Source organism: Actinomadura napierensis, assembly GCF_039529375.1.
Lineage (GTDB): Bacteria > Actinomycetota > Actinomycetes > Streptosporangiales > Streptosporangiaceae > Spirillospora > Spirillospora napierensis.
Genome location: NZ_BAAAMR010000024.1, coordinates 32,410 through 51,317, shown reverse-complemented (window position 1 = coordinate 51,317; position 18,908 = coordinate 32,410). Strand labels below are relative to the sequence as shown.

Genomic DNA, 18,908 nt, shown 5'->3' with positions numbered 1-18,908 from the left:
TCGGGGCGCCGGCCCGGTACGGTCGTCGGATGAGGAATGTGCCGTTCGTCGGCGATGAGAAGGAAAGCCTGCAAGCGAGCCTCGACCGGCACCGGGACGTGGTGCTGTGGAAGCTGGACGGGCTCGACGACGAGCGGGTGCGGCGGGTGATGACGCCGTCGGGGACGACGCTGCTGGGGCTGACCAAGCATCTGGCGGCCATGGAGTACTCGTGGTTCTGCGAGACGTTCGGGCGGGAGACCGAGCCCCTGCCGCTGGACGACGACGATCCGGAGAAGGACCTGCGGATCGAGGCGGACGAGACCACGGCGGGGATCATCGCGTTCTACGAGCGGGCGCGGGCGGCGGCGGACCAGGTGATCGATGAGCTGGACCTCGACACGACGGGCACGTCGTGGTCCGGCCGGACGGTGTCGCTGCGCTGGGTGCTGATCCACATGATCGAGGAGACCGCGCGGCACGCCGGGCACCTGGACGTCCTGCGGGAGCTGATCGACGGGGCGACGGGCGACCACGTCCGCGACTGATCAGGTGCGGGAGTGCCGGCGGCGGACGAGGCGGCGGGAGCGGCGGGTCGGGGGGAGCCACTTGGTGCGGAACCACATCTGCACCTGGGCGCCGCCGAGGACGCTGCGGTGGATGCGCAGGTAGCCGCCGGTGGACTCGGCGGCGCGGCGCGCGATGTCGAGGCCGAGGCCGGTGGAGCCGCCGCCGCTGCTGCCGCGTTTCAGCGCGGCGTCGGGGTCGGTGATGCCGGGTCCGCCGTCGGCGACGAGGATGCCGGTGACGCCCTGGCCCTGGTGGAGGGTGACGACGAAGCCGGTGCCCTCGGCGGTGTGCCGGAAGACGTTGCCGAGCAGCGCGTCGACTGCGGCGGCGAGTTCGGTGCCGGGCAGCGGCAGCGGCGCGGGCCCCTCAGCGCCGATCAGCTCGCAGGAGCGGCCCTCGTCCTCGGCGAGCACCGACCAGAACGCGACACGGTCGCGCAGCACCTTGGACGCGTCGCAGCTGCCGCGCCGGGTGGGGCGCCGGACGGTCCGGATGATCTGGTCGACCTCGCGCTCGATCCGGTCGACGGCCTCGCGGGTCTGGTCGGGGACCGGTCCGTCGCCGAGCGCCTCGGCGTTGAGCCGCAGGGCGGCCAGCGGGGTGCGCAGCCGGTGCGACAGGTCGGCGGCCATCTCCCGTTCGGCCGACAGCAGCTGGACGACGTGGTCGGCCATCGCGTTGAACGCCAGGCCCGCCTCGACCAGCTCCGGCGGCCCGTCCGGCTCGATCCGGACCGACATCTCGCCGTCGCCGAACGCGGCGGCGGCCTCGGCGAGCCGGCGGGTCGAGCGGATCATCCGGTTGCCGAGCCGGTCGGCGACCACGACGGATCCGGCGACGAGCGCGGCGGCGACGGCCGTCATCACCAGCCACGCCTTCCACACCCCGCGCGTGAGGTCGCCGTCGGGAAGGAACACCTCCACGACGGCGGTGCGGCCGGCGTCCAGCGACACGGGCTGGAGCAGCGCGTACCCGCCGGAGACGCGCGCGGTGTAGGACCGGCCGCGGCGGCCCGCCTCCATGAGCTGCTCGGGACCCGCCGCCGGGTCGCCGGCCTCGGGCTTCGGGACGAGGGTGCCGTCCGGCATGTGCACGGTCATGCGCCCGGCGGCGCCGGCCTGGGTGCTGGCGACGGCGCGTTCGAGCGCGGCCGGGTCCTCGGTGACGACCAGCACGGGGCCGAGCGCGCTGGCCTGCCGCTCGGCGGTCGTCAGCGCGCGGTCCCGGGCGATCTCCCGGACGGTCAGCGCCAGCGGGATGAGGAAGGCCAGCGCGACCATCGAGGTGACCGCGAGGGACACCAGGACGAGCGTGCGTCTCATGCGCGCGGACCGGGCTCGGCCAGCCGGACACCGACGCCCCGGACGGTGTGCAGGTACCGGGGTTTCGCGGCGGTCTCGCCCAGTTTGCGGCGCAGCCAGGACAGGTGCACGTCGATGGTCTGGTCGTCGCCGTAGGCCTGCCGCCACACCTCGGCGAGCAGTTCGCGGCGCGCGACGACCCGGCCGGGCCGGGCGGCGAGGTAGGCGAGCAGGTCGAACTCGCGGCGGGTCAGCTCCAGGGACTCGCCGTCCAGCCGGGCCTCGCGGCGGTCCAGGTCGATGTGCAGGCCGCCGACGCTGATCTCGGCGGCCGGACCGGACCGCGCGGAGCGGCGCAGCACCGCGGCGAGCCGGGCGCTGAGGTGCTCGGCGGAGAACGGCTTGATCAGGTAGTCGTCGGCGCCCGCGTTCAGCAGCCGGACGATCTCGGGCTCGTCGTCGCGGGCGGTGGCGATGATGACCGGGACGTCGGACACCCCGCGCAGCATCTTCAGCACCTCGGCGCCGTCCAGGTCCGGCAGCCCGAGGTCCAGGATGACCACGTCCGGCGGCGACTGGGTGACCTCGCGGAGCGCGTCCATCGCGGTGCCGACGCTGCGCACGACGTGCGAACGGGCGCTCAGTTCGCGGATCAAGGCGGTACGGACGTTCGCGTCGTCCTCGACAACCAGAACACTCGCCATGGCGGAACCGTATGCCACCATGTGTCGATGCGTCGGGCGATGTCGTATGTTGCCCCGTGGGCGGTGGCGACCGCGCTGGCGGTCGCGCTGTCCTGGCTCGGGGTGCGCGGGGTCGTGCGCGGCGCGGTGTCGGAGCGCTCGGCGCCGCCGCCGATCGCGGGCCCGGTCATCCACGGCAGCCCGTCCACGCTCCCGGGCCCGCCGGCGAGCGTCGGGTCGCCGACGTCGGCGCCGCGGCCGGCGGCCGGCGAGGACCAAGGCCCGAAGCCCAGCAAATCCCCCACGCCTTCCGACAAACCCACCAAGCAGAAGCCGTCCGGCAACGTGCGGAGCTTCGCGACGCGCGGCGGGCAGGCGGCGCTGGCGTTCACCGACGGCCGGGTCAAGCTGGTGTCGGCGACACCGAACCCCGGCTACGAGACGCGCGTGACGGAGGCGGCGCGCTGGCTGCGCGTCGACTTCCTCTCCGACGAGCACACCTCGTCCGTCGTGGCGACCTGGGACCGGCGCCCGCCCACGGTCAAGGTCTACGAGTACTGACCGGAGACCACCGAGCGCCGGCGCGCGGAAAGGCGGGCGGCCCGTGCGCCGGCCGCCCGCCCCTTGGTCCGCGGTCGCTACTGCTGGCTCTTCTTGAACATGAGGTAGCCGGAGATGATGCGGTAGGCGCCGTAGAGCATGGGGCCCCAGGCGACGACGTACACGCCGCCGCTCGGGCCGGAGGCGTTGCTGTAGGTGATCAGCGTGATGAGCAGCCCGGCGACGAACCACGCGGCGCCGAAGCCCATGCCGCGCTTGCCCTTGGCGTCCCAGATGCGCCGCTGCTCGTCGCTGACCTGCTGGTAGTGCGCCGTCTGCGGCGCGGGCCGCTGGTAGTGCGGGACCTGCTGGTCCTGCGGCGCCTGCTGGTGGGGCGGAGCCGGCTGGTAGGGCGGAGCCGGCTGCGGAGGCTGCTGGTAGTGCGGAGCCTGTTGCGGGGGCTGCTGGTACTGCGGCGCGGGTTGCGACTCGGTCATGTGCTCTCCCTCAGGTGACCGGGCGGCCGTGCGAGCCCGCCTCGGCGATGATGCGGTCGATGAAGGCGTCCCTGCCCGCGGTCAGCAGCAGCGGGACGGGGATGGTCGTGCCGTCGCGGCCCTCGACCTTGTAGCCGGCGACCTTGCCCTCGTCGCCCTGCCTGCGCTTGTAGACGGCCTTCACCGCGGTCAGGTCCTGCCAGGCGATCACCAGCGGGCCGCCGCGGCGCCGGGCGACCAGGCCGCCGTCGAACAGGTAGGTCGCCCGGGAGCCGACGGTCAGGCCGCGGATCGCGTAGACGATTCCCCAGATGAAGCCCATCAGCAGGACGAAGTGGATCGGGTACGCCAGCGAATGGACCCAGGAGAAGGCGTCCATGGACCCGGGGATGAGCGACAGCAGCCACATGAGCAGGACGCACACCACGGCGGTCGCGGCGCCGCCGGCGATGGCCGTCGTCGCGGTCACCTCGCGCCGGACGTCGGAGAGTGCGCCGAACCCGTGCCGGGCGGCCGCGCCGGTCACGTCGTCGGGAGGGATCGTGGTAGTCGCCGCCCCGTCCATCATTCCTCCGATCGGTGACAGAGCCTGAGCGAGCACGATGGCGGATGCCGGTACACGTCCGGTACACGCGCGGGGAAGCGCGGGCCCCCGGCCATCATGCAGACACTATTGTCTTTTTGGGCGCTGCGTCAACGGGGACCGTCCCGCGGTGTCTCGGCTTCAGGCGTGGAGCGATCGTCAAGAGGTGTCCGCCCATCGTCAAAGCCCACCCGGCGCCTGCCGTTGACTTTCCAGAGTGATCACCGGGGGAATTGCGAGAGACGGCGGGCTTGGAGCGCCTCCATTCTTGCGCCTCCCCGCTTCGGCGCTGGCAAATTGCTTTCCGAGCCGTCCCCGCGCAGGCCGCCCCCAAGGTGCCCGCGCGGCCGGGCGACTTCGACGGCGACGGCGGAACGTCCCGGAGCCGATCCCGAACGACACCGCCACTCCGGCAATGCACTTTTATGATCATTTCTCGCGTTCACCCTTGCGCAGGTCAGGGCAGAGTTCGGCACGAACCAGGGGGAGAACACGTGATCATGATCAGCACATCGGAAACAGCGCGGCGGGGGACGCTCGGCCGGTTCTGCGGCGGCGCCGCGCTTCTCGCCGGCCTCGTCGCGTCCGGAGGGGCGGCGGTCGTCGGCACCGCCACGGCGTCGACCGCGGGCACGGCGGGTCCGCGGGCCGGAACGTCGCAGACCGGAACCGGGACGGGACGGCTTCCGGTCAAGGCGATCGAGCGAACATTGCAAGCCGACGGCCACGTCAGCGGAAGCGGGGTCCTCGAAGTCGACATCGACCGCAAGGACCTCCACGTCACCGGGGGCCACCCCCGAGTGAGATTCAAGGACGGCTTCCAGATCCAGCACGAGCTGTTCTTCCAGTCGCTCGGGCATGGAAAGGCGATCCTGAACGGCGATCTGGCCCTGCGGCCCCGGGAGATCCAACCGGTCATCGACGCGTTCATCGCCCACGGGCTCACGTTCCAGGCGCAGCACCAGCACCTGTACGACCTGCGCCCGATGGTGTGGTTCCTGCATTTCCGGGCGGTCGGCGACCCGATCCGGCTGGCCGGTGCCGCTCGCGCCGTCATCGGCGTGACGTCCACGCCGCTGCCGCAGCACGCGCCGCCGAAGCCCAAGACCCCGCTTCCCGTAGGGAGGCTGGCGAGGATCCTCGGCGGGGACGCCACGGTCGGAGACAACGGGATCGTCACGGTGACCGTGCCGCGCACCGACAGGATCAGGCTCGGCGGCGTGGTCGTCGATCCGGACCTCGGGGTGTCCAGCAGCGTCCAGTTCCAGCCGCTCAAAAGGGGTGGGGCGGCCGTCGTCCCCGACTTCTCCATGACGGCAAAGGAGACGCAACCGGTCATCTCGGTCATGCGTCACCGGCACTGGGAGGTGGGCTGCCTCTACAACCAGGAGACCACCGAGTTCCCGCAGCTGTACTTCTCGCACATGTACCGCGTCGGCGACCCTGTCGCACTCGCCCGGCAGATCCGCGAAGGGCTCGACCGCACGGCCACCAAGCACGCCTGACCGGCGGGCTTACGGGGCGTCGCGATAGGGCGGGCGGCGGGATCCCACCCGCCGCCCGCATGCAGAAGCAGGCCCGCCGTGATCGATGAGGCCGGGGTGGCGGTCCGCACGCTGGAGGGCCCGTCCGAGGCGCTGGGAGTGACGCCGGGTCGCAGCCCGCCGCGGCGATCCCCGCGACCACCGTGCGAGTTGCCCGCCCGACCGTCCAGAAAGCGGTTTCCGGACGCGCCGGCCGGGGAATTCCGGGATCACAACGCTGGGACCGGCGGGGGCGGTCGGAAGGGATGGCTCCCATGGCCTCAGATCCCGGGGGCGCGGGCACGGCCCGCGCGGCGGGCGGCGAACGGCGCCGGCAGGTGCGGCTGGCCGCGGTGTCGAGCGTGATCGGCACCTCGATCGAGTGGTACGACTTCTTCCTCTACAACACCGCCGCGGCGATCGTGTTCAAGGACGTGTTCTTCCCCGAGTCGAGCGACTACGCGGGGACGCTGTCGGCGTTCGCGACGTACGCGGTCGGGTTCGCGGCGCGGCCGGTCGGCGCGGCGATCTTCGGGCACTGGGGCGACCGGCTCGGCCGCAAGGCGATGCTGATCGTCACGCTGGTGCTGATGGGCATCTCCAGCGCGCTGATCGGGGTGCTGCCGGGGACCGACTCCATCGGCGCGGCGGCGCCGGTGCTGCTGGTCGTGCTTCGGGTCCTGCAGGGCATCGCGGTCGGCGGCGAGTGGAGCGGCTCGGTGCTGCTGTCGATGGAGTGGGGCGACCAGAAGAAGCGCGGGCTGATGGCGAGCCTGCCGCAGATCGGGGTGCCGATCGGGCTGATCCTCGGCACCGGGATGATGACGGCCATCGCGCTGTCGGCCGACAAGGCGTTCAACGACTGGGCGTGGCGGGTGCCGTTCCTGTTCAGCCTGGTGCTCGTCGCGGTCGGGCTGTTCGTGCGGGTCCGGGTGATGGAGACGCCGCTGTTCGCCGAGGTCGTGGAGAAGCGGGAGGTCTCCCGGGTGCCGGTCGCCGAGGTCGTCCGGCGGTACCCGAAGGAGATCCTGCTGAGCGCGCTGCTGCGGTGCTCGGAGCAGATGCCGTTCTACATCTTCACCTCGTTCGCCCTGACCTACATCCACAAGGATCTCGGGATGAAGCAGGGGCTGGCGCTCAGCGCGGTGACGGCGGCGGCCGTGCTGGAGCTGTTCACCATCCCGGCGGCGGGGCATCTCGGCGACCGGGTCGGCGGGCGCCGCGTGTACGCGGTGGGGTCGCTGCTCATCGCGGTGTTCGCGTTCCCGTACTTCGGGCTGGTCAACACCGAGTCGGCGGCGCTGGTGGTCATCGCCGTGGTGGTGGCGCAGATCCCGCACGCGGTGCAGTACGGCCCGCAGGCGTCGCTGATCGCCGAGAGCTTCCCGACGCGGCTGCGGTACGGCGGCGCCGGCATCGGCTACCAGCTCGCGTCGGTGATCGCGGGCGGCCCGGCGCCGCTGCTGGCGACGTGGCTGCTGCACGACTACGGCTGGTGGGCGATCGCGGTCGCGATGATCGTGTCGTCGGTGCTGACGCTGGGCGCGCTCGCGCTGCTGCCGGACCCGCGGCGGGCGGGGGCCGTCCGGGAGGCGGGCGCGCCCGCCTGACCTGCGGGCGGGGGCCGCTCGTGCTCAGCGCTCCTGGACCAGGAAGTGCTGCGGCGTGACGAACATCGCGGTGGCCTCGACGGTGACGCGGCCGTCGGGGCCCGCGATCGTCCCGGACGCGTAGATCTTGCGCCCCTCGACGCGGCTGGCCTTCGCCTCGACGGTCAGCGGGACGCCGAGCGGGGTCGGCCGCCGGTAGCGCAGCTCGAGGGTCGCGGTCATCCCGCCGGCGCCGGTCCGCGCGGCGGCCATGCCGAGCGCCTGGTCGAGGACCATCGCCGACACCCCGCCGTGCACGTAGGACGGCGGTCCCTCGTAGACGTCGCTGAGCGTGAACTCGGCGCGGACGATGCCGTCCGGCGCGGGATCGAGGTCGACGGGCGGCGCGATCGGGTTGAGGACGCCGGTGACCGGGTTGCCGCCCTGCCGGTCCATGCGGTGGCCGTCGGTGACGAGGAACGGCGGGGCGTCGCGGCGCACGGCCCGGAGCCGCGCAGTGAGCGCGGCGATCTCGTCGGAGACGGCACGCGCCTCGGCGGCGTCGACGCCGGTGAGGACGGCGGCCTCGGTCAGCTCGCGGACCCGGGCGGCGAGCCCGGCCAGCGGCGCCGCCTCGTCCTCGCCGAGCATGTGCCGTTCGGTCATCGCCCCGCTCATGCAGCCTCCTTCAGAGCCGAACGAGATTCTAAAATGTGCGGGCGGGTGCTCGGTGCGCCGGGTCCCGCCCAGCGGGCGGATCAGCTCGGCCGGACGCCGCCCAGGCCGCTCCCCGCCCTTCATGGGCGGTGACCGTGGCGCGCTTTATGATTCATGCGACCGACCGTCCCGCAGGCGCGAAGGAATCCCCCGTGACCGACCAGCCACCGCCCTACGGGCAACCGTACGGACAGCCTCCGGGGCAGCCCTCCGGCCCGCCGCCCGGAGGGCCGTACGACTCGCAGTGGGGGTACGGGCCGCCTGGCGTTCCCCACGGACCGCAGTACGGTCCGCCGCGCAACGACGACAACACGTGGGCGATCTTCGCCTACATCGGGACGCTCGTGGTCTCGTTCATCGCGCCGCTCGTCATCTACCTGGTGAAGATGCGCGACGCGCCGTTCGCCCGCTTCCACGCGGCGCAGGCGCTGAACTTCCAGATCACGATGCTGATCCACCTGCTCGCCGTGGCGGCGGTCTGCGTCCCGCCGACGATCATCACCAAGCAGCCCGCGTTCCTGGTCCCGCTCATCTTCCCCTACGTGGAGCTGCTCATCGGGCAGTGGGTGTTCCTCATCCTCGGCGCGGTGAAGGCCGGCAAGGGCCAGTACTACCGGTTCCCGACGTTCTTCTGCTTCCGCATGATCCGCTAACCGCGCGTCACAGGTAGGCGCGGGCGTACTCGTCGAGCACGGGCAGGACGGCGTCGCGCCCGCCCGCCGGGACGCGCAGCACGACCTCCTCGACGCCGGCCGACGCGTAATGGTCCAGCTTCTCCGCGCTCGGCACCGTCCCGAACGGGACGACCGGGACCATGTCGCGTCCCGCCTCCGCGCAGGCGCGGCGCAGGTCCGGCAGCGCCTCGCGGATGCCGGCGCCGCCGATCGGCAGCCACCCGTCCCCGTACTCGGCGATGTGCGCGAACAGCGTCGGACCCGGGGCGCCGCCCAGCAGCACCGGGACGCGTCCGGCGGGCTTCGGCCACGACCAGCTCGCCTCGAAGCTCACGAACTCCCCTTTGAAGGACGCCTCGTCGCGCGTCCACAGCTCGCGCATCGCCAGCACGTGCTCGCGCACCACCGCGCGCCGCCGCTTCCACGGGACGCCGTGGTCGGCGCCCTCCTCGGCGTTCCAGCCGTAGCCGACGCCGAGCGCGACCCGTCCGCCCGCGAGCCGGTCGAGCGTCGCGACGGCCTTCGCGGTGACGATCGGCTCGCGCTGCGCGGGCAGCAGGATGCCGGTGCCGAGGGTGATCCGCTCGGTCACGACCGCCGCCGCGGCGAGCGCCACGAACGGGTCGAGCGTGCGCGCGTACTCGGGCGCCAGGGTCGCGTCGCCGGTCGGCGGAGCCGTCGTCCGCGCCACCGGGATGTGGGTGTGCTCGGGGATGTACAGCGAGGCGAACCCGCGCTCCTCGGCCTCCCTGGCCAGCTCATGCGGCGGCATGGTCAGGTCGGTCGCGAACATGGTGATCCCCAGCCGCACGGCGGCCCTCCCTCTCCCTCGCTCGGCGCCACCCTAGACAAGGTCGTCCGAACGACGGCCCGGCCGTCCCACTCTCAGGGACGCGCCGGCGCCTCCCCGCACACCGGGTGTGAGCGCGACCGCCGGTAGCTCCAGGTACCGCTGAGCAGCTCACCGCCGAGCCGAAATCTTGACGACCGCCCAGACGACCTTCTCCCCGTCCGCAGGCGGCGTGCAGCCCCACCGTGCGGCGAGCATCTCGACGATCCACAGCCCGCGCCCGGACGTGGCGTCCTCGCTCGGTCCGCGCAGCTCCGGCATCCGGCACCCGCGATCCACCACCTCGATCACCGGCCCCTCCGCCGACTCGTACGTCCGGACGATCACGGTCTCCGTCCCCCCATACCGGACGGCGTTGGTGGCGAGCTCACCCGCGACCGTCTGCGCGAGATAGAGCGCCTCCGAGCCGAGCGCGTGCCCGTGCACCTCCGCCACGAAATCCCGCACCCGCTTCACCGCCCGCGCCTCGGCCCTGACCGTGATGAACGACGTACGCCCCGTCGCCTCCGGACGCGCCTGAACCGGTTCCCTGATCACACCCGTTGCCTCCGTTCACGCGATCACTCTTCGTCATCGAACGGTCACCATTCACACACGAATCGGCGTACGGTACGAGGAGAGCAGCGATTTAGGTGGACCTAGTTAGCGATCAGTAGCGCCCCCGTACTCCCCCGAGGAGATCGTTATGGCCCCCGGCGAACGTAAGATGAAGATCGATCCCGAACTCCTAGGCTTCGGAGCAGAGGTGGCGCGCCATCGCGAAGCAGCCGGCCTGAACCAGACCCAGCTCGCCCCCCTGGTCAACGTCACCCGCGGGTACATCGGCCACGTCGAGTCCGGACGCACCAGATGCCGGCGCGACTTCGCCGTCAGGCTCGACAACGCCCTCGACAGCGGCACCCAGATCGCCGACGCCTGGGACGAACTCCTCGAGAACCTCAAGAGGGCCAAGTACTCGAAGTACTTCATCGACTTCCCGAAGGCCGAAGGAAAAGCCCTCATGCTGCGCGCGTATGAGGAGAGGCTCGTCTACGGGCTGTTCCAGATCGAGTCCTATGCCAGCTACCTTCTGAACGACGACGAAGCGGTCAGAAGCAGAATCAGACGGCAAGAGATCCTCGACCACACTCCTCCCCCAATAGTCTCTGTCGTCATGGACGAGGGCGTCCTCTACCGCGAGGTCAGCGGATCGGAGGTGATGAGAGCTCAACTCGAGCATCTGCTGCGGCTATCCCATAGAGATCGAATCAACATACAAATAGCTCCGACTGAGACCTACATTCGTGGCGTTCGAGGCTCATTCGCCATCGCCACTCAGCCCGACCACAGGCTTGTGGCCTACGCGACCAAGGCTTTCGGCGGCGAAACATCAACCGATACAGACGAGATCGAGATGGTCAGCGAGGTGTTCGTTGCGCTCCAGGCAGAGGCATTGAACGTTCGAGACACCCGAACGCTGATCAGAGGAAGGTGCTTGAAGAAAGATGGACGTGAACACGATTGTTTGGCGGAAGGCATCTCGCAGCAGCGAGCAGGCAGACAATTGCGTGGAGGTCGCGTCGCTACTCGACACAGTGGCGATCCGGGACAGCAAGGATCCGGACGGCGACAAGATCCTCCTGGCCCCTGACGGCTTCCGGCGCATGACCGCCGCGATCAAGAACCTCTGAGGCTGGGCGCGGCCTCCCGGCGCGCTCGGTCGTGCGTTGACTTGCGGCGAGTCGTCGTTATGGGGCGCCCCATAACGACGACTCGCCGCAAGTCAACGATGAGCGCCGCACGGCCTTGCGCGGTTTGGGGGTCATCGGTTTGCCATGTTGGCAACTCGGCATGCGGTTCGCGGCGAGGCTGGGCGAGAGTGGCTGCTCGACCGACCTTGCGAGGGGACCATGAACATTCGAGATCGAGCCGCACGCTTCCGGTACGAGCAGGAATGCCGCCAGGCGGGAGTGAAGCCGGCGGGACGGCGATGAGCGGGAAGCGCAAGCGCGACGCCGGTCCGCCGGCGACCGGACCCGGCGAGAGGGACGTGCTCGTCGGCTTCCTCGACTATCTGCGCGACGCCGTCGCGGCCAAGGCCGAGGGCCTGACCGAGACCGAGGCCCGCGCGCCGGGCGTGCCGTCGGGGACGAACCTGCTCGGGCTCGTCAGACACCTCACCTGCGTGGAGCGGTACTGGCTGCTCGGCCGAGACGTCTCCGACTGGAGCGCCACGTTCCACGCCGCGCCGGACGAGACGGCCGAGGGCATCATCGCCGCCTATCGGGAGACCCATGCCGCGGCGAACGCGGCGATCGCCTCTTGGGACGACCTCACCGAGGCGGGCCCGCGCCCGCCCAAGCAAGGCCGTCCGGCGCCGTCCCGGCGGTGGACGCTGGCGCATCTGATCGAGGAGACCGCCCGGCACGCAGGGCACGCGGACATCCTGCGGGAACTCAGCGACGGTGCGACCGGCCGCTGAGGTCCCGCTTCAGGCGCCCGGGAACTCGCAGACGGCGAGGGTCGCGTCGTCGTGGATCTTGCGGCGCGGCCACCGCAGGCCCTGCGGGTCGGTGCGTTCCGCTTCGCGGGTCCGTTCGATGACGCCGGCGGGGCCGTGTTCCACGGCCAGCCGGGCCAGGCCCGGCCAGTCGGTGGCGCCGATGGTGTCGGCGAGCCGCGTCGCGCCGTCCGTCAGCATCAGGACCCGGCGCAACTCCCCGACCGGCACCGTCCCGGTGATGGCGAAGTCGGCCACCGACGGGTCGGCCGCCGCGAAGTGGGGGCCGCCGGTGATCTCCTCGACCTCGCCGGTGGTGCGCTCCAGCAGGATCGTCGAGTCGGCGAGGACCAGGTAGTCCACCAAGTCGCCGCGGACGCGCAGTGCGAGCACCGTCGCGGCCGGAGTGGTCGGGACCGCCAGGTCGCAGGTCGCCCGATGCGACGCCGCGACGTCCGCGACGGCCCCGGCCAGCCGCGCCACCAGCGGACGCCGCGCCGGACGGTGTGCTCCTTCCGGAGGCGCCACGGGCGGCGCGGCCTGCGGGCCCAGGCCGTCGAGGATCCTCGCGAGCAGCCGCGTCCCGAGCGAGCGTGAATACCAGGCCGTCCCGTGGACGCATCCGAGGTCGGTGCCGAGCGGAAGCCCGCACCCGTCGAGGACCACCACGGCCCCGCCGGCGGCCGCCACGAAGTCCTCGTTGAGCCGTTCGGGACTCCCCTGGTCCGTCGCCCACGAAACCCGCACCGGGTCTCCCTCCGTCGCGCGTCCTCGGCCTCCCATGATGGACGGCGCCGCGCGCGAACGGTCGACTTTCGGTCCCCGCGTCCGGCGACTTTGGTCGGCGCGGGTGTGGCCTGGTGGTCGCTGCCCGGACGCGCCGTCCCGGAAAGACTCGTCGCAGGCCGTCCGACCAGCGAGGAGCACCCATGGCACAGGCACCGATCAGCCGCAGAACAGCGCTCGCCGGGACGGCGGCGGTCATCGCGTGCGGAGCCGCCGCCCGGCCGGCGCGCGCCGCGTCGCCGGGACGGCGGCTGCCGCAGCACGGCGTCAACTACGACACCGAGCGCGAGGTGTGGAATCCCGCGTACGTGCGGCGCGAGATCCGGGCGATCCGCCGTGACCTGCACTGCAACGCGCTCATCATCCTCGGCTCCGACCTGCGGCGCCTCATGCTCGCGGCGCGCTGCGCGGCGGACGAGGGCATGTTCGTCTGGTTCGAGCCGCGCCAGTTCGACCGGGACGCCCGCACGACGCTGCGGTTCGTGACGTCGGTCGCCAGGGAGGCCGAGCGGCTCCGCCGCGCGCATCCGGGCGTCGGCGTCTCGCTCGGCTGCGAGCTGACGATCTTCATGGCCGGTCTCGTGCCCGGCAAGGACTGGCAGGAGCGCGCCGGCAACCTCGGCACGCCGGCGGGCGAGGGGTACGACGAGCGGCTGAACGCCTTCCTCCGGCGGGCGCTGAAGGCCGTCCGGCCGGTGTTCGGCGGGCGCCTGACCTACACGTCGGGCGTCTGGGAGGACGTCGCCTGGCACGGCTTCGACGTGGTGGGCATCGACCTGTACCGGGACGCCTCGAACGAGGCGACCTATGTCCGTGACGTCCGGGCGCTGCACCGCTTCGGCAAGCCCGTTGTGATCACCGAGTTCGGATGCTGCACGTACCGGGGCGCGGACGAGCGCGGCGGCGACGGGTTCGACATCATCGACTGGACGCAGGATCCGCCGCTCGTCCCGCCGGGTTATGTCCGTGACGAGAAGACGCAGGCCCGCTACATCTCCGAGCTGCTCGACGTCTACGAGGCCGAGGGCGTGCACGGCGCGTTCGTCTACAACTTCATCGACCCCGGCTCCCCCTCCTCGCCCGATCCGCGCCACGACCTCGACATGGCGGGGTTCTCCCTGGTCAAGGTGCTCCCGCCGGGTTCGCGGCTCGGTTACGAGAAGACCGGCCACTGGGAGCCGAAGCTCGCGTTCCGCACGCTCGCGCGCCGCTACGCGGCCTAGCCGAGGTGGGCGATCGCGCGGATCGGGGCGCCGTCGGCAGCGGCCAGGGCGATCGGGAACAGCGAGACCTCGATCGGACGGCCAGCGGCCTGGGCGTCCAGGAGCGGGGCCAGGCCGGTGAGGTTCTCGGCTATGACGGCGCCGGCGCCGCAGAGGACGCGGTGGGCGGCGAGGGAGAAGTCCTCCGCGCCGGGCGGCGGGGTGCGGTCGACGCTGAGGGCGTCGATGCCGACCGTGCGGACGCCGGCGGCGACCACGGCCTCGGCGGTTTCGGGCGACGGGTAGGGGTGGGCGAGGTAGCCGTCCGTTCCCCAGTGCGACGACCAGCCGGTCGCGATGAGGAGGACGACGCCGGGGGCCAGGCCCCTCGGGAGCAGGTCCGGCGGGATGGGGGTTCGGGGCGGCAGGCCGCGCGCGTCCATGACGACCGCCGGGCCGGTGAAGCGGGTCAGGGGCAGCTCGTCGAGGCGGGGCAGCGCGTCGTCGATGTGGAACGGGGCGTCCACGTGGGTGCCGGTCTGCGACCCCATGTGCAGGCGCAGGATGTTCACGCCCGAGTCCGCGACGGTCAGAGCGGGGACGGCCTCGACCTCGGGGTCGCCCGGGTACACCGGCATCCCCGTGGCGATCGGGACGGACAGGTCGAGCAGCTCAACGGCCATGCCGCCGATTATCCCGGCCGCACGCGCACCCGGTAGCGTTGCGACGTGTTGCCACATGTGACCGCCATCCGGTACGTGACGCCGCTGCGCGAGGGCGGCTCGCTGCCGGGCGTCGTCGAGGCCGACGACCTCGGCACCTATGTCATGAAGTTCCACGGCGCCGGGCAGGGCCGCAAGGCGCTGATCGCCGAGGTGATCGCGGGCGAGCTGGCCAGGCGGCTCGGGTTCCGGGTGCCCGACCAGGTGCTCATCGACCTCGACCCGGCGATCGGCCGGCACGAGCCCGACCCCGACGTGCAGGACCTGCTGAAGGCCAGCCCCGGCTGGAACCTCGGCGTCGACTTCCTGCCCGGTTCGCTCGGGTTCGACCCGCTCGGCTGGAAGCCGGACCGGCTGTTCGCGTCGCGGGTGCTGTGGCTGGACGCGTTCATCGGGAACGTCGACCGGAGCTGGCGCAACCCGAACATGCTGGTCTGGCACGGGGACGTGTGGCTGATCGACCACGGCGCGAGCCTGATCTTCCACCACGCGTGGGCGAACGCCGCCCGGCTGTTCTCCGGCCCGTACGACGTGGACGACCATGTGCTGACCCCGTTCGCCACGCGGCTGGAGGAGGCGGAGGCCGACCTCGCCCCGCGGATCACCGAGGGGCTGCTGCGCGAGGTCACCGCGCTGGTGCCCGACCTGTGGCTGGAGGGCGAACCCGGGTTCGCGGGCCCGCAGGAGCTGCGGGACGCCTATGTGGACATCCTGCTGCCGCGCGCCGGCAAGCCGCGCGACTGGCTGCCCGACCTGGACGTCAGCGCGCACCGGCCGGACACCGGGACGCGGCGCGGGGAGAACCGTCCGGGCTGGCTGGGCGGTCCCTCGTGAGCAACATCCGGACCGCGGGCGAGCCCACGGTGTTCGAGTACGCGGCGCTGCGCGTCGTGCCGCGGGTCGAGCGGGGCGAGAGCATGAACGTGGGCGTGGTGGTGTACGCCCGGGCGCTGGACTACCTCGGCTGCCGCATCCACCTGGACGAGCGGCGGCTGCTCGCGCTCGACCCGGCGCTGGACCTGGAGGGCGTGCGGGCCGCGCTGAAGGGCGTGGACGCGATCTGCTGCGGCGGCGAGGGCGCCGGGCAGGCGTCGAAGGAGGCGCCGGGCGCGCGGTTCCGCTGGCTGACGGCGCCGCGCAGCACGATCGTCCAGCCGGGGCCGGTGCACGCCGGCCTCACCGACGACCCGGCCGCCGAGCTCGACCGCCTCCTCGGCCTGCTCGTGAAATGACCGGCTAGGACCACTCCCAGCGGATGCCGTGGTAGCCGGCCGGCATGCCGAACTCGATGAAGTGGACGTTGTGGTAGCTGGACAGCCGCAGGTCGGCGGCGTCCTCCAGGGCGGTGTGGCCGTCCGGGCGCCAGGTCCGGTAGCAGCGGGCGGGCAGCGCGGCCGGGTGGAAGCTCACCTCGATGAGGTACTCGTGCTGGGGCGTGCGGAACCCGCGGCCCTCCTCGGTGACGGGCGGGCCGGTCTCGTCGAACCCGAAGACGTACTCGAGCAGGTACGTCTCGCCGCGTCCGAGGGCCCGGTCGAACAGCAGCTCGGCGGCGATGAGACCGCTGGAGGCGTCCATCCGGACGCGGCCGAACCGGCAGCCGCGCGCGGTCCGCGACGACGGCAACAGCCCGTGCGGGTGGTGGTAGACGGCGATCCAGCGGTCGACGCCGCGCTGCTGCGCCTGGAACACCGCGCGGGTGCGCACCTCGCGCAGCTCCCGGCGGCGGCCGATGACGTGCTGGTCGTGCAGACTGAGCCCGGTGAGCCGGCGCTCTCCGCCGTCGCCGATCTCGTCCAGCAGGTCGCGGACGCCGGGTTCGGGGCACAGCTCCTCGATGGGCGGCCACGGCCCCGGCGGGCGCTCGGCGTTCGGCTTGAGCAGGGTGAGCAGGGAGTGCCGGGGCAGTTCGAGGATGACCTCCAGGCCGCGGACGGCGCGCAGCGAGCCGGCGCGTTCGGGACGGGTCCGGCCGCGCTGCCAGTAGCTGAGCGTGGACAGGCTGACGGCGACACCCTGCGCGTCGAGGCGGCGGCGCAGCGATTCGAGGCTGAGACCGCGGGCCTGGATGGCGGCCTGCAGCGCCACGTTGAACGGGCCGTACCGCAGGACCTGGAGAAGATCGTCCTCCGCGACGCTCTGCAATGCTCGGCCTCCGGATCCGCTCCGGCCGGCCCCCGCCTTACGGCCTTGACTGATGGGCTTGCAACTTTCAGCCTCACTGTAAGGCTCCGATGCCTGCAAGTCGACAGCCGGTTCGGTCACTGCCACTCCCACTCGATTCCGACGATGCCGTGCCGGACGGGCCCGGCCGCGATGTTCGCGCTCCCCGACGTGCCGATCCACAGCTCGCCGAACCGCCGCCGGGGCGCTCGCGGCCCATCGGCGGTGAAGCCGTAGCAGCGGGCGGGCAGCCGTCCGGCGCCGAACTCGACGACCGCGACGTAGTCGTGCACGGGACGGGAGAAGCGCCGGTCGTAGCCGTCCGGCGGCCCGGGCGGGCGGGGCCCGGACGGCCGCAGGTCGTACTCGACCACCGCCGTGTCGCCGGCCGCGAGCACGCGGTCGAAGACCAGCTCGAACGCCATCAGGCCGCCGCCGGCGCGGACCCGTCCGGGCCTGCAGTACCGGACGCCGGCCAGCTCCGCCGTCTCCGCGTCCCCGGGCTGCTCGGCGGGCTCTTCCACAGGGTCGGCGGGGCCGGTCCGGTGGACGCAGACGACGCGGTCGATGTCGTCGCCGGCCGCCCGCAGCACCGCGCGGACCGACAGGGACCAGCTCCGGCCGTCCGCGCCGAGCCGGTAGACGTCATGGACGCCGAGCCGTTCGAGCCGGTGGTCCCCGGACCGGTCGAGCTGCCCGACGAGCGCCGCGTACCGCCGCGGGTCCGGCCACAGCTCACTTGCCGAGGCGGCCGACATCGTGGGCGGCACGGTGGACAGCGCGGCGGGCGGCGCGCCGTCGTGCGCCGGGGCGGGGGCCGCGCCGTCCAGCAGGCCGGTCAGCGTGCCCGGCGGCACCCCGAGGACCTGCTCCAGGGTCGCGACGGTGGCGCGGGACCGGGGGCGGCTGCGGCCGCGCTGCCAGTAGCTCAGCGTGGCCACGCTGACGGCCACGCCGCGCCGGCCGAGCCGGTGGCGGATCCGCTCCAGGGTCAGCCCGCTGGCCTGGACGGCCTGCCGCAACGCCACGGCGAAGTCCACGGCCGGATCGTATCGGCCGGTGGGCACCGAGTCAGGCATCCATCGCAGATCCGGCACACAACGACAAGTCCGGCGGCTTCAAGAGCGGACGGTCAGAACAGGATCGACATGAACGAGCCGTACTCGGCGAAGCCGACCCGCCGGTAGGCGGCCCGCGCCCGCGTGTTGTAGTCGTTGACGTACAGCGACACCGTCGGCGCGATGCTGCGCAGCGCCTCCCGCACGACCGCCGACATGCCCGCCACCGACAGGCCCTGCCCGCGCAGGTCCGGCGGCACCCACACGCCCTGCACCTGGCAGGCGCGCGGGGTGACGGCGCCGACCTCCGCCTTGAACATGACCCGGCCGTCCTCGATGCGGGCGAACGCGCGGCCGTCCCGGATCAGCTCGGCGACCCGCGCGCGGTACAGCACTCCCCCGTCGCCGCTGTTCGGGGAGATGCCGACCTCCTCGGTGAACATCGCGACGCAGGCGGGGTAGACGACGTCGAACTCCTCCATCCGCACCCGCCGGACGCCCGGGTCGGCGGGCACGTCCGGGACGGTGGAGGTCGCCATCACCGGCTGCGCCGAGCGGACGGCGCGGGGCGGCCCCCAGTACGGCGCGAGGATCTCCCACAGGTCGCCGACCGCGTCGACGGGGCCGACGATCGACGAGCAGCGGCGGCCCTGCGCCTGCGCCCGCTCGGCGAACGCGCGGACGGCCTGCGGACCGGCGGCGACCGGGATCAGGTTGGCGCCGGAGTAGCACAGCGCGGACAGCCGGCCGTCGCGCATGTAGCCCCACATCTGGGCGCCGAGGCGGCGCGGGTCGAGCCCGGCCGCGTGCACGCGGGACCCGACGAACACGTTGGCCACCGGGTCGGCGTCGAGGATCGCGAGCGCCTCCGCGCGGTACCGGTCGTCGAGGACCCGTACCGGCAAAGACCCCAGCATGCGCACGGCTACCGGCTCCCGGCCCGGACCGCGCCGGGCGCGGTCTCCCGGGGCGCGGCTCCCCGGCCGGCCTTC

The 18,908-nt window shown here is 72.5% G+C and carries 22 protein-coding genes and 1 pseudogene; 11 read left to right on the top strand and 12 right to left on the bottom strand.

All coding sequences use genetic code 11. The annotated features are described in order from the left end of the window. The first annotated feature begins 29 nt into the window (after positions 1 to 29). The gene (locus ABD296_RS15985; protein WP_344267203.1) at positions 30 to 527 is read left to right on the top strand and encodes a DinB family protein; all 498 of its coding nucleotides are present in this window, start codon (positions 30 to 32) and stop codon (positions 525 to 527) included. Here the strand turns inward: ABD296_RS15985 and ABD296_RS15980 are convergent, their stop codons facing one another. Both ABD296_RS15980 and ABD296_RS15975 read right to left on the bottom strand, forming a co-directional pair. Beyond that, positions 528 to 1,871: a sensor histidine kinase gene (locus tag ABD296_RS15980; RefSeq protein WP_344267201.1), complete on the bottom strand. Its 1,344-nt coding sequence runs from the start codon at positions 1,869 to 1,871 to the stop codon at positions 528 to 530. Then, a complete protein-coding gene (locus tag ABD296_RS15975; protein ID WP_344267199.1) occupies positions 1,868 to 2,554 on the bottom strand; it encodes a response regulator transcription factor in 687 nt (228 codons plus the stop codon). Before ABD296_RS15975 ends, ABD296_RS15980 begins: the two co-directional genes overlap by 4 nt. A gap of 39 nt (positions 2,555 to 2,593) precedes the next feature. Here ABD296_RS15975 and ABD296_RS15970 point away from each other — a divergent pair, with 39 nt between their 5' ends. Continuing rightward, complete coding sequence (locus tag ABD296_RS15970; RefSeq protein WP_344267197.1) at positions 2,594 to 3,094, top strand: hypothetical protein; 501 nt, start codon at positions 2,594 to 2,596, stop codon at positions 3,092 to 3,094. Positions 3,095 to 3,171: 77 nt separating this feature from the next. Here the strand turns inward: ABD296_RS15970 and ABD296_RS15965 are convergent, their stop codons facing one another. Both ABD296_RS15965 and ABD296_RS15960 read right to left on the bottom strand, forming a co-directional pair. Further along, on the bottom strand, positions 3,172 to 3,570 hold the full coding sequence (locus tag ABD296_RS15965; RefSeq protein ID WP_344267195.1) for a hypothetical protein: 399 nt from the start codon (positions 3,568 to 3,570) through the stop codon (positions 3,172 to 3,174). Positions 3,571 to 3,580: 10 nt separating this feature from the next. After that, complete coding sequence (locus ABD296_RS15960; RefSeq protein ID WP_344267193.1) at positions 3,581 to 4,138, bottom strand: hypothetical protein; 558 nt, start codon at positions 4,136 to 4,138, stop codon at positions 3,581 to 3,583. Positions 4,139 to 4,653: 515 nt separating this feature from the next. Here ABD296_RS15960 and ABD296_RS15955 point away from each other — a divergent pair. After that, positions 4,654 to 5,658, top strand: a complete 1,005-nt coding sequence (locus tag ABD296_RS15955; protein WP_344267191.1) for a DUF1259 domain-containing protein — start codon at positions 4,654 to 4,656, stop codon at positions 5,656 to 5,658. A gap of 293 nt (positions 5,659 to 5,951) precedes the next feature. After that, complete coding sequence (locus ABD296_RS15950; protein ID WP_344267189.1) at positions 5,952 to 7,286, top strand: MFS transporter; 1,335 nt, start codon at positions 5,952 to 5,954, stop codon at positions 7,284 to 7,286. Between the two features lie 24 nt (positions 7,287 to 7,310). Here the strand turns inward: ABD296_RS15950 and ABD296_RS15945 are convergent, their stop codons facing one another. Then, complete coding sequence (locus tag ABD296_RS15945) at positions 7,311 to 7,943, bottom strand: PaaI family thioesterase (RefSeq protein ID WP_344267187.1); 633 nt, start codon at positions 7,941 to 7,943, stop codon at positions 7,311 to 7,313. 191 nt (positions 7,944 to 8,134) lie between these two features. On the opposite strand from ABD296_RS15945, the gene ABD296_RS15940 reads away from it, so the two are divergent. Beyond that, a complete protein-coding gene (locus tag ABD296_RS15940) occupies positions 8,135 to 8,635 on the top strand; it encodes a DUF4870 domain-containing protein (RefSeq protein WP_344267185.1) in 501 nt (166 codons plus the stop codon). A 7-nt stretch (positions 8,636 to 8,642) separates the two neighbouring features. On the opposite strand, the gene ABD296_RS15935 is transcribed toward ABD296_RS15940, so the two are convergent. Next, positions 8,643 to 9,467, bottom strand: a complete 825-nt coding sequence (locus tag ABD296_RS15935; protein ID WP_344267183.1) for a TIGR03619 family F420-dependent LLM class oxidoreductase — start codon at positions 9,465 to 9,467, stop codon at positions 8,643 to 8,645. 150 nt (positions 9,468 to 9,617) lie between these two features. After that, positions 9,618 to 10,043 (bottom strand): ATP-binding protein, encoded by a 426-nt coding sequence (locus ABD296_RS15930; protein ID WP_344267181.1) that lies wholly within the window; start codon positions 10,041 to 10,043, stop codon positions 9,618 to 9,620. Between the two features lie 148 nt (positions 10,044 to 10,191). Here ABD296_RS15930 and ABD296_RS15925 point away from each other — a divergent pair. From ABD296_RS15925 to ABD296_RS15915, 3 genes and pseudogenes are all read left to right on the top strand, one after another. Continuing rightward, a pseudogene (locus ABD296_RS15925) lies at positions 10,192 to 10,959 on the top strand (helix-turn-helix domain-containing protein); the annotation flags it as partial. 31 nt (positions 10,960 to 10,990) lie between these two features. Next, positions 10,991 to 11,176 (top strand): DUF397 domain-containing protein, encoded by a 186-nt coding sequence (locus tag ABD296_RS15920; RefSeq protein WP_344267179.1) that lies wholly within the window; start codon positions 10,991 to 10,993, stop codon positions 11,174 to 11,176. A gap of 299 nt (positions 11,177 to 11,475) precedes the next feature. Beyond that, positions 11,476 to 11,967: a DinB family protein gene (locus tag ABD296_RS15915; protein ID WP_344267177.1), complete on the top strand. Its 492-nt coding sequence runs from the start codon at positions 11,476 to 11,478 to the stop codon at positions 11,965 to 11,967. 9 nt (positions 11,968 to 11,976) lie between these two features. On the opposite strand, the gene ABD296_RS15910 is transcribed toward ABD296_RS15915, so the two are convergent. Next, positions 11,977 to 12,732 carry a PP2C family serine/threonine-protein phosphatase gene (locus tag ABD296_RS15910; RefSeq protein ID WP_344267175.1) on the bottom strand — a complete coding sequence of 252 codons (756 nt, stop codon included), beginning with the start codon at positions 12,730 to 12,732 and terminating at the stop codon, positions 11,977 to 11,979. A 182-nt stretch (positions 12,733 to 12,914) separates the two neighbouring features. On the opposite strand from ABD296_RS15910, the gene ABD296_RS15905 reads away from it, so the two are divergent. Beyond that, positions 12,915 to 13,994 carry a hypothetical protein gene (locus ABD296_RS15905; protein WP_344267173.1) on the top strand — a complete coding sequence of 360 codons (1,080 nt, stop codon included), beginning with the start codon at positions 12,915 to 12,917 and terminating at the stop codon, positions 13,992 to 13,994. Here the strand turns inward: ABD296_RS15905 and ABD296_RS15900 are convergent. Further along, a complete protein-coding gene (locus tag ABD296_RS15900) occupies positions 13,991 to 14,656 on the bottom strand; it encodes a cyclase family protein (RefSeq protein ID WP_344267171.1) in 666 nt (221 codons plus the stop codon). The genes ABD296_RS15905 and ABD296_RS15900 overlap by 4 nt on opposite strands. Positions 14,657 to 14,701: 45 nt before the next feature. Here ABD296_RS15900 and ABD296_RS15895 point away from each other — a divergent pair, with 45 nt between their 5' ends. Continuing rightward, entirely contained in the window at positions 14,702 to 15,529 is an 828-nt protein-coding gene (locus ABD296_RS15895) for a HipA family kinase (RefSeq protein WP_344267169.1), read from the top strand. Beyond that, complete coding sequence (locus ABD296_RS15890) at positions 15,526 to 15,927, top strand: DUF3037 domain-containing protein (RefSeq protein ID WP_344267167.1); 402 nt, start codon at positions 15,526 to 15,528, stop codon at positions 15,925 to 15,927. The genes ABD296_RS15895 and ABD296_RS15890 overlap by 4 nt, the downstream gene beginning before the upstream one ends. A 4-nt stretch (positions 15,928 to 15,931) precedes the next feature. On the opposite strand, the gene ABD296_RS15885 is transcribed toward ABD296_RS15890, so the two are convergent. From ABD296_RS15885 to ABD296_RS15875, 3 genes are all read right to left on the bottom strand, one after another. Beyond that, positions 15,932 to 16,840, bottom strand: a complete 909-nt coding sequence (locus ABD296_RS15885) for a hypothetical protein (RefSeq protein ID WP_344267166.1) — start codon at positions 16,838 to 16,840, stop codon at positions 15,932 to 15,934. Between the two features lie 116 nt (positions 16,841 to 16,956). Further along, the gene (locus ABD296_RS15880) at positions 16,957 to 17,898 is read right to left on the bottom strand and encodes a hypothetical protein (RefSeq protein ID WP_344267165.1); all 942 of its coding nucleotides are present in this window, start codon (positions 17,896 to 17,898) and stop codon (positions 16,957 to 16,959) included. 92 nt (positions 17,899 to 17,990) lie between these two features. Further along, complete coding sequence (locus ABD296_RS15875; protein ID WP_344267308.1) at positions 17,991 to 18,833, bottom strand: GNAT family N-acetyltransferase; 843 nt, start codon at positions 18,831 to 18,833, stop codon at positions 17,991 to 17,993. Between the last annotated feature and the right edge of the window lie 75 nt (positions 18,834 to 18,908).

Bases quoted from the DNA above. Each gene is read 5' to 3' on its own strand.
- ABD296_RS15945 (WP_344267187.1), bottom strand. From the start codon at position 7,943: ATGAGCGGGGCGATGACCGAACGGCACATGCTCGGCGAGGACGAGGCG.
- ABD296_RS15965 (WP_344267195.1), bottom strand. From the start codon at position 3,570: ATGACCGAGTCGCAACCCGCGCCGCAGTACCAGCAGCCCCCGCAACAG.
- ABD296_RS15915 (WP_344267177.1), top strand. From the start codon at position 11,476: ATGAGCGGGAAGCGCAAGCGCGACGCCGGTCCGCCGGCGACCGGACCC.
- ABD296_RS15975 (WP_344267199.1), bottom strand. From the start codon at position 2,554: ATGGCGAGTGTTCTGGTTGTCGAGGACGACGCGAACGTCCGTACCGCC.
- ABD296_RS15955 (WP_344267191.1), top strand. From the start codon at position 4,654: ATGATCAGCACATCGGAAACAGCGCGGCGGGGGACGCTCGGCCGGTTC.
- ABD296_RS15960 (WP_344267193.1), bottom strand. From the start codon at position 4,138: ATGATGGACGGGGCGGCGACTACCACGATCCCTCCCGACGACGTGACC.
- ABD296_RS15980 (WP_344267201.1), bottom strand. From the start codon at position 1,871: ATGAGACGCACGCTCGTCCTGGTGTCCCTCGCGGTCACCTCGATGGTC.
- ABD296_RS15905 (WP_344267173.1), top strand. From the start codon at position 12,915: ATGGCACAGGCACCGATCAGCCGCAGAACAGCGCTCGCCGGGACGGCG.
- ABD296_RS15875 (WP_344267308.1), bottom strand. From the start codon at position 18,833: ATGCTGGGGTCTTTGCCGGTACGGGTCCTCGACGACCGGTACCGCGCG.
- ABD296_RS15970 (WP_344267197.1), top strand. From the start codon at position 2,594: ATGTCGTATGTTGCCCCGTGGGCGGTGGCGACCGCGCTGGCGGTCGCG.
- ABD296_RS15985 (WP_344267203.1), top strand. From the start codon at position 30: ATGAGGAATGTGCCGTTCGTCGGCGATGAGAAGGAAAGCCTGCAAGCG.
- ABD296_RS15920 (WP_344267179.1), top strand. From the start codon at position 10,991: ATGGACGTGAACACGATTGTTTGGCGGAAGGCATCTCGCAGCAGCGAG.
- ABD296_RS15950 (WP_344267189.1), top strand. From the start codon at position 5,952: ATGGCCTCAGATCCCGGGGGCGCGGGCACGGCCCGCGCGGCGGGCGGC.
- ABD296_RS15900 (WP_344267171.1), bottom strand. From the start codon at position 14,656: ATGGCCGTTGAGCTGCTCGACCTGTCCGTCCCGATCGCCACGGGGATG.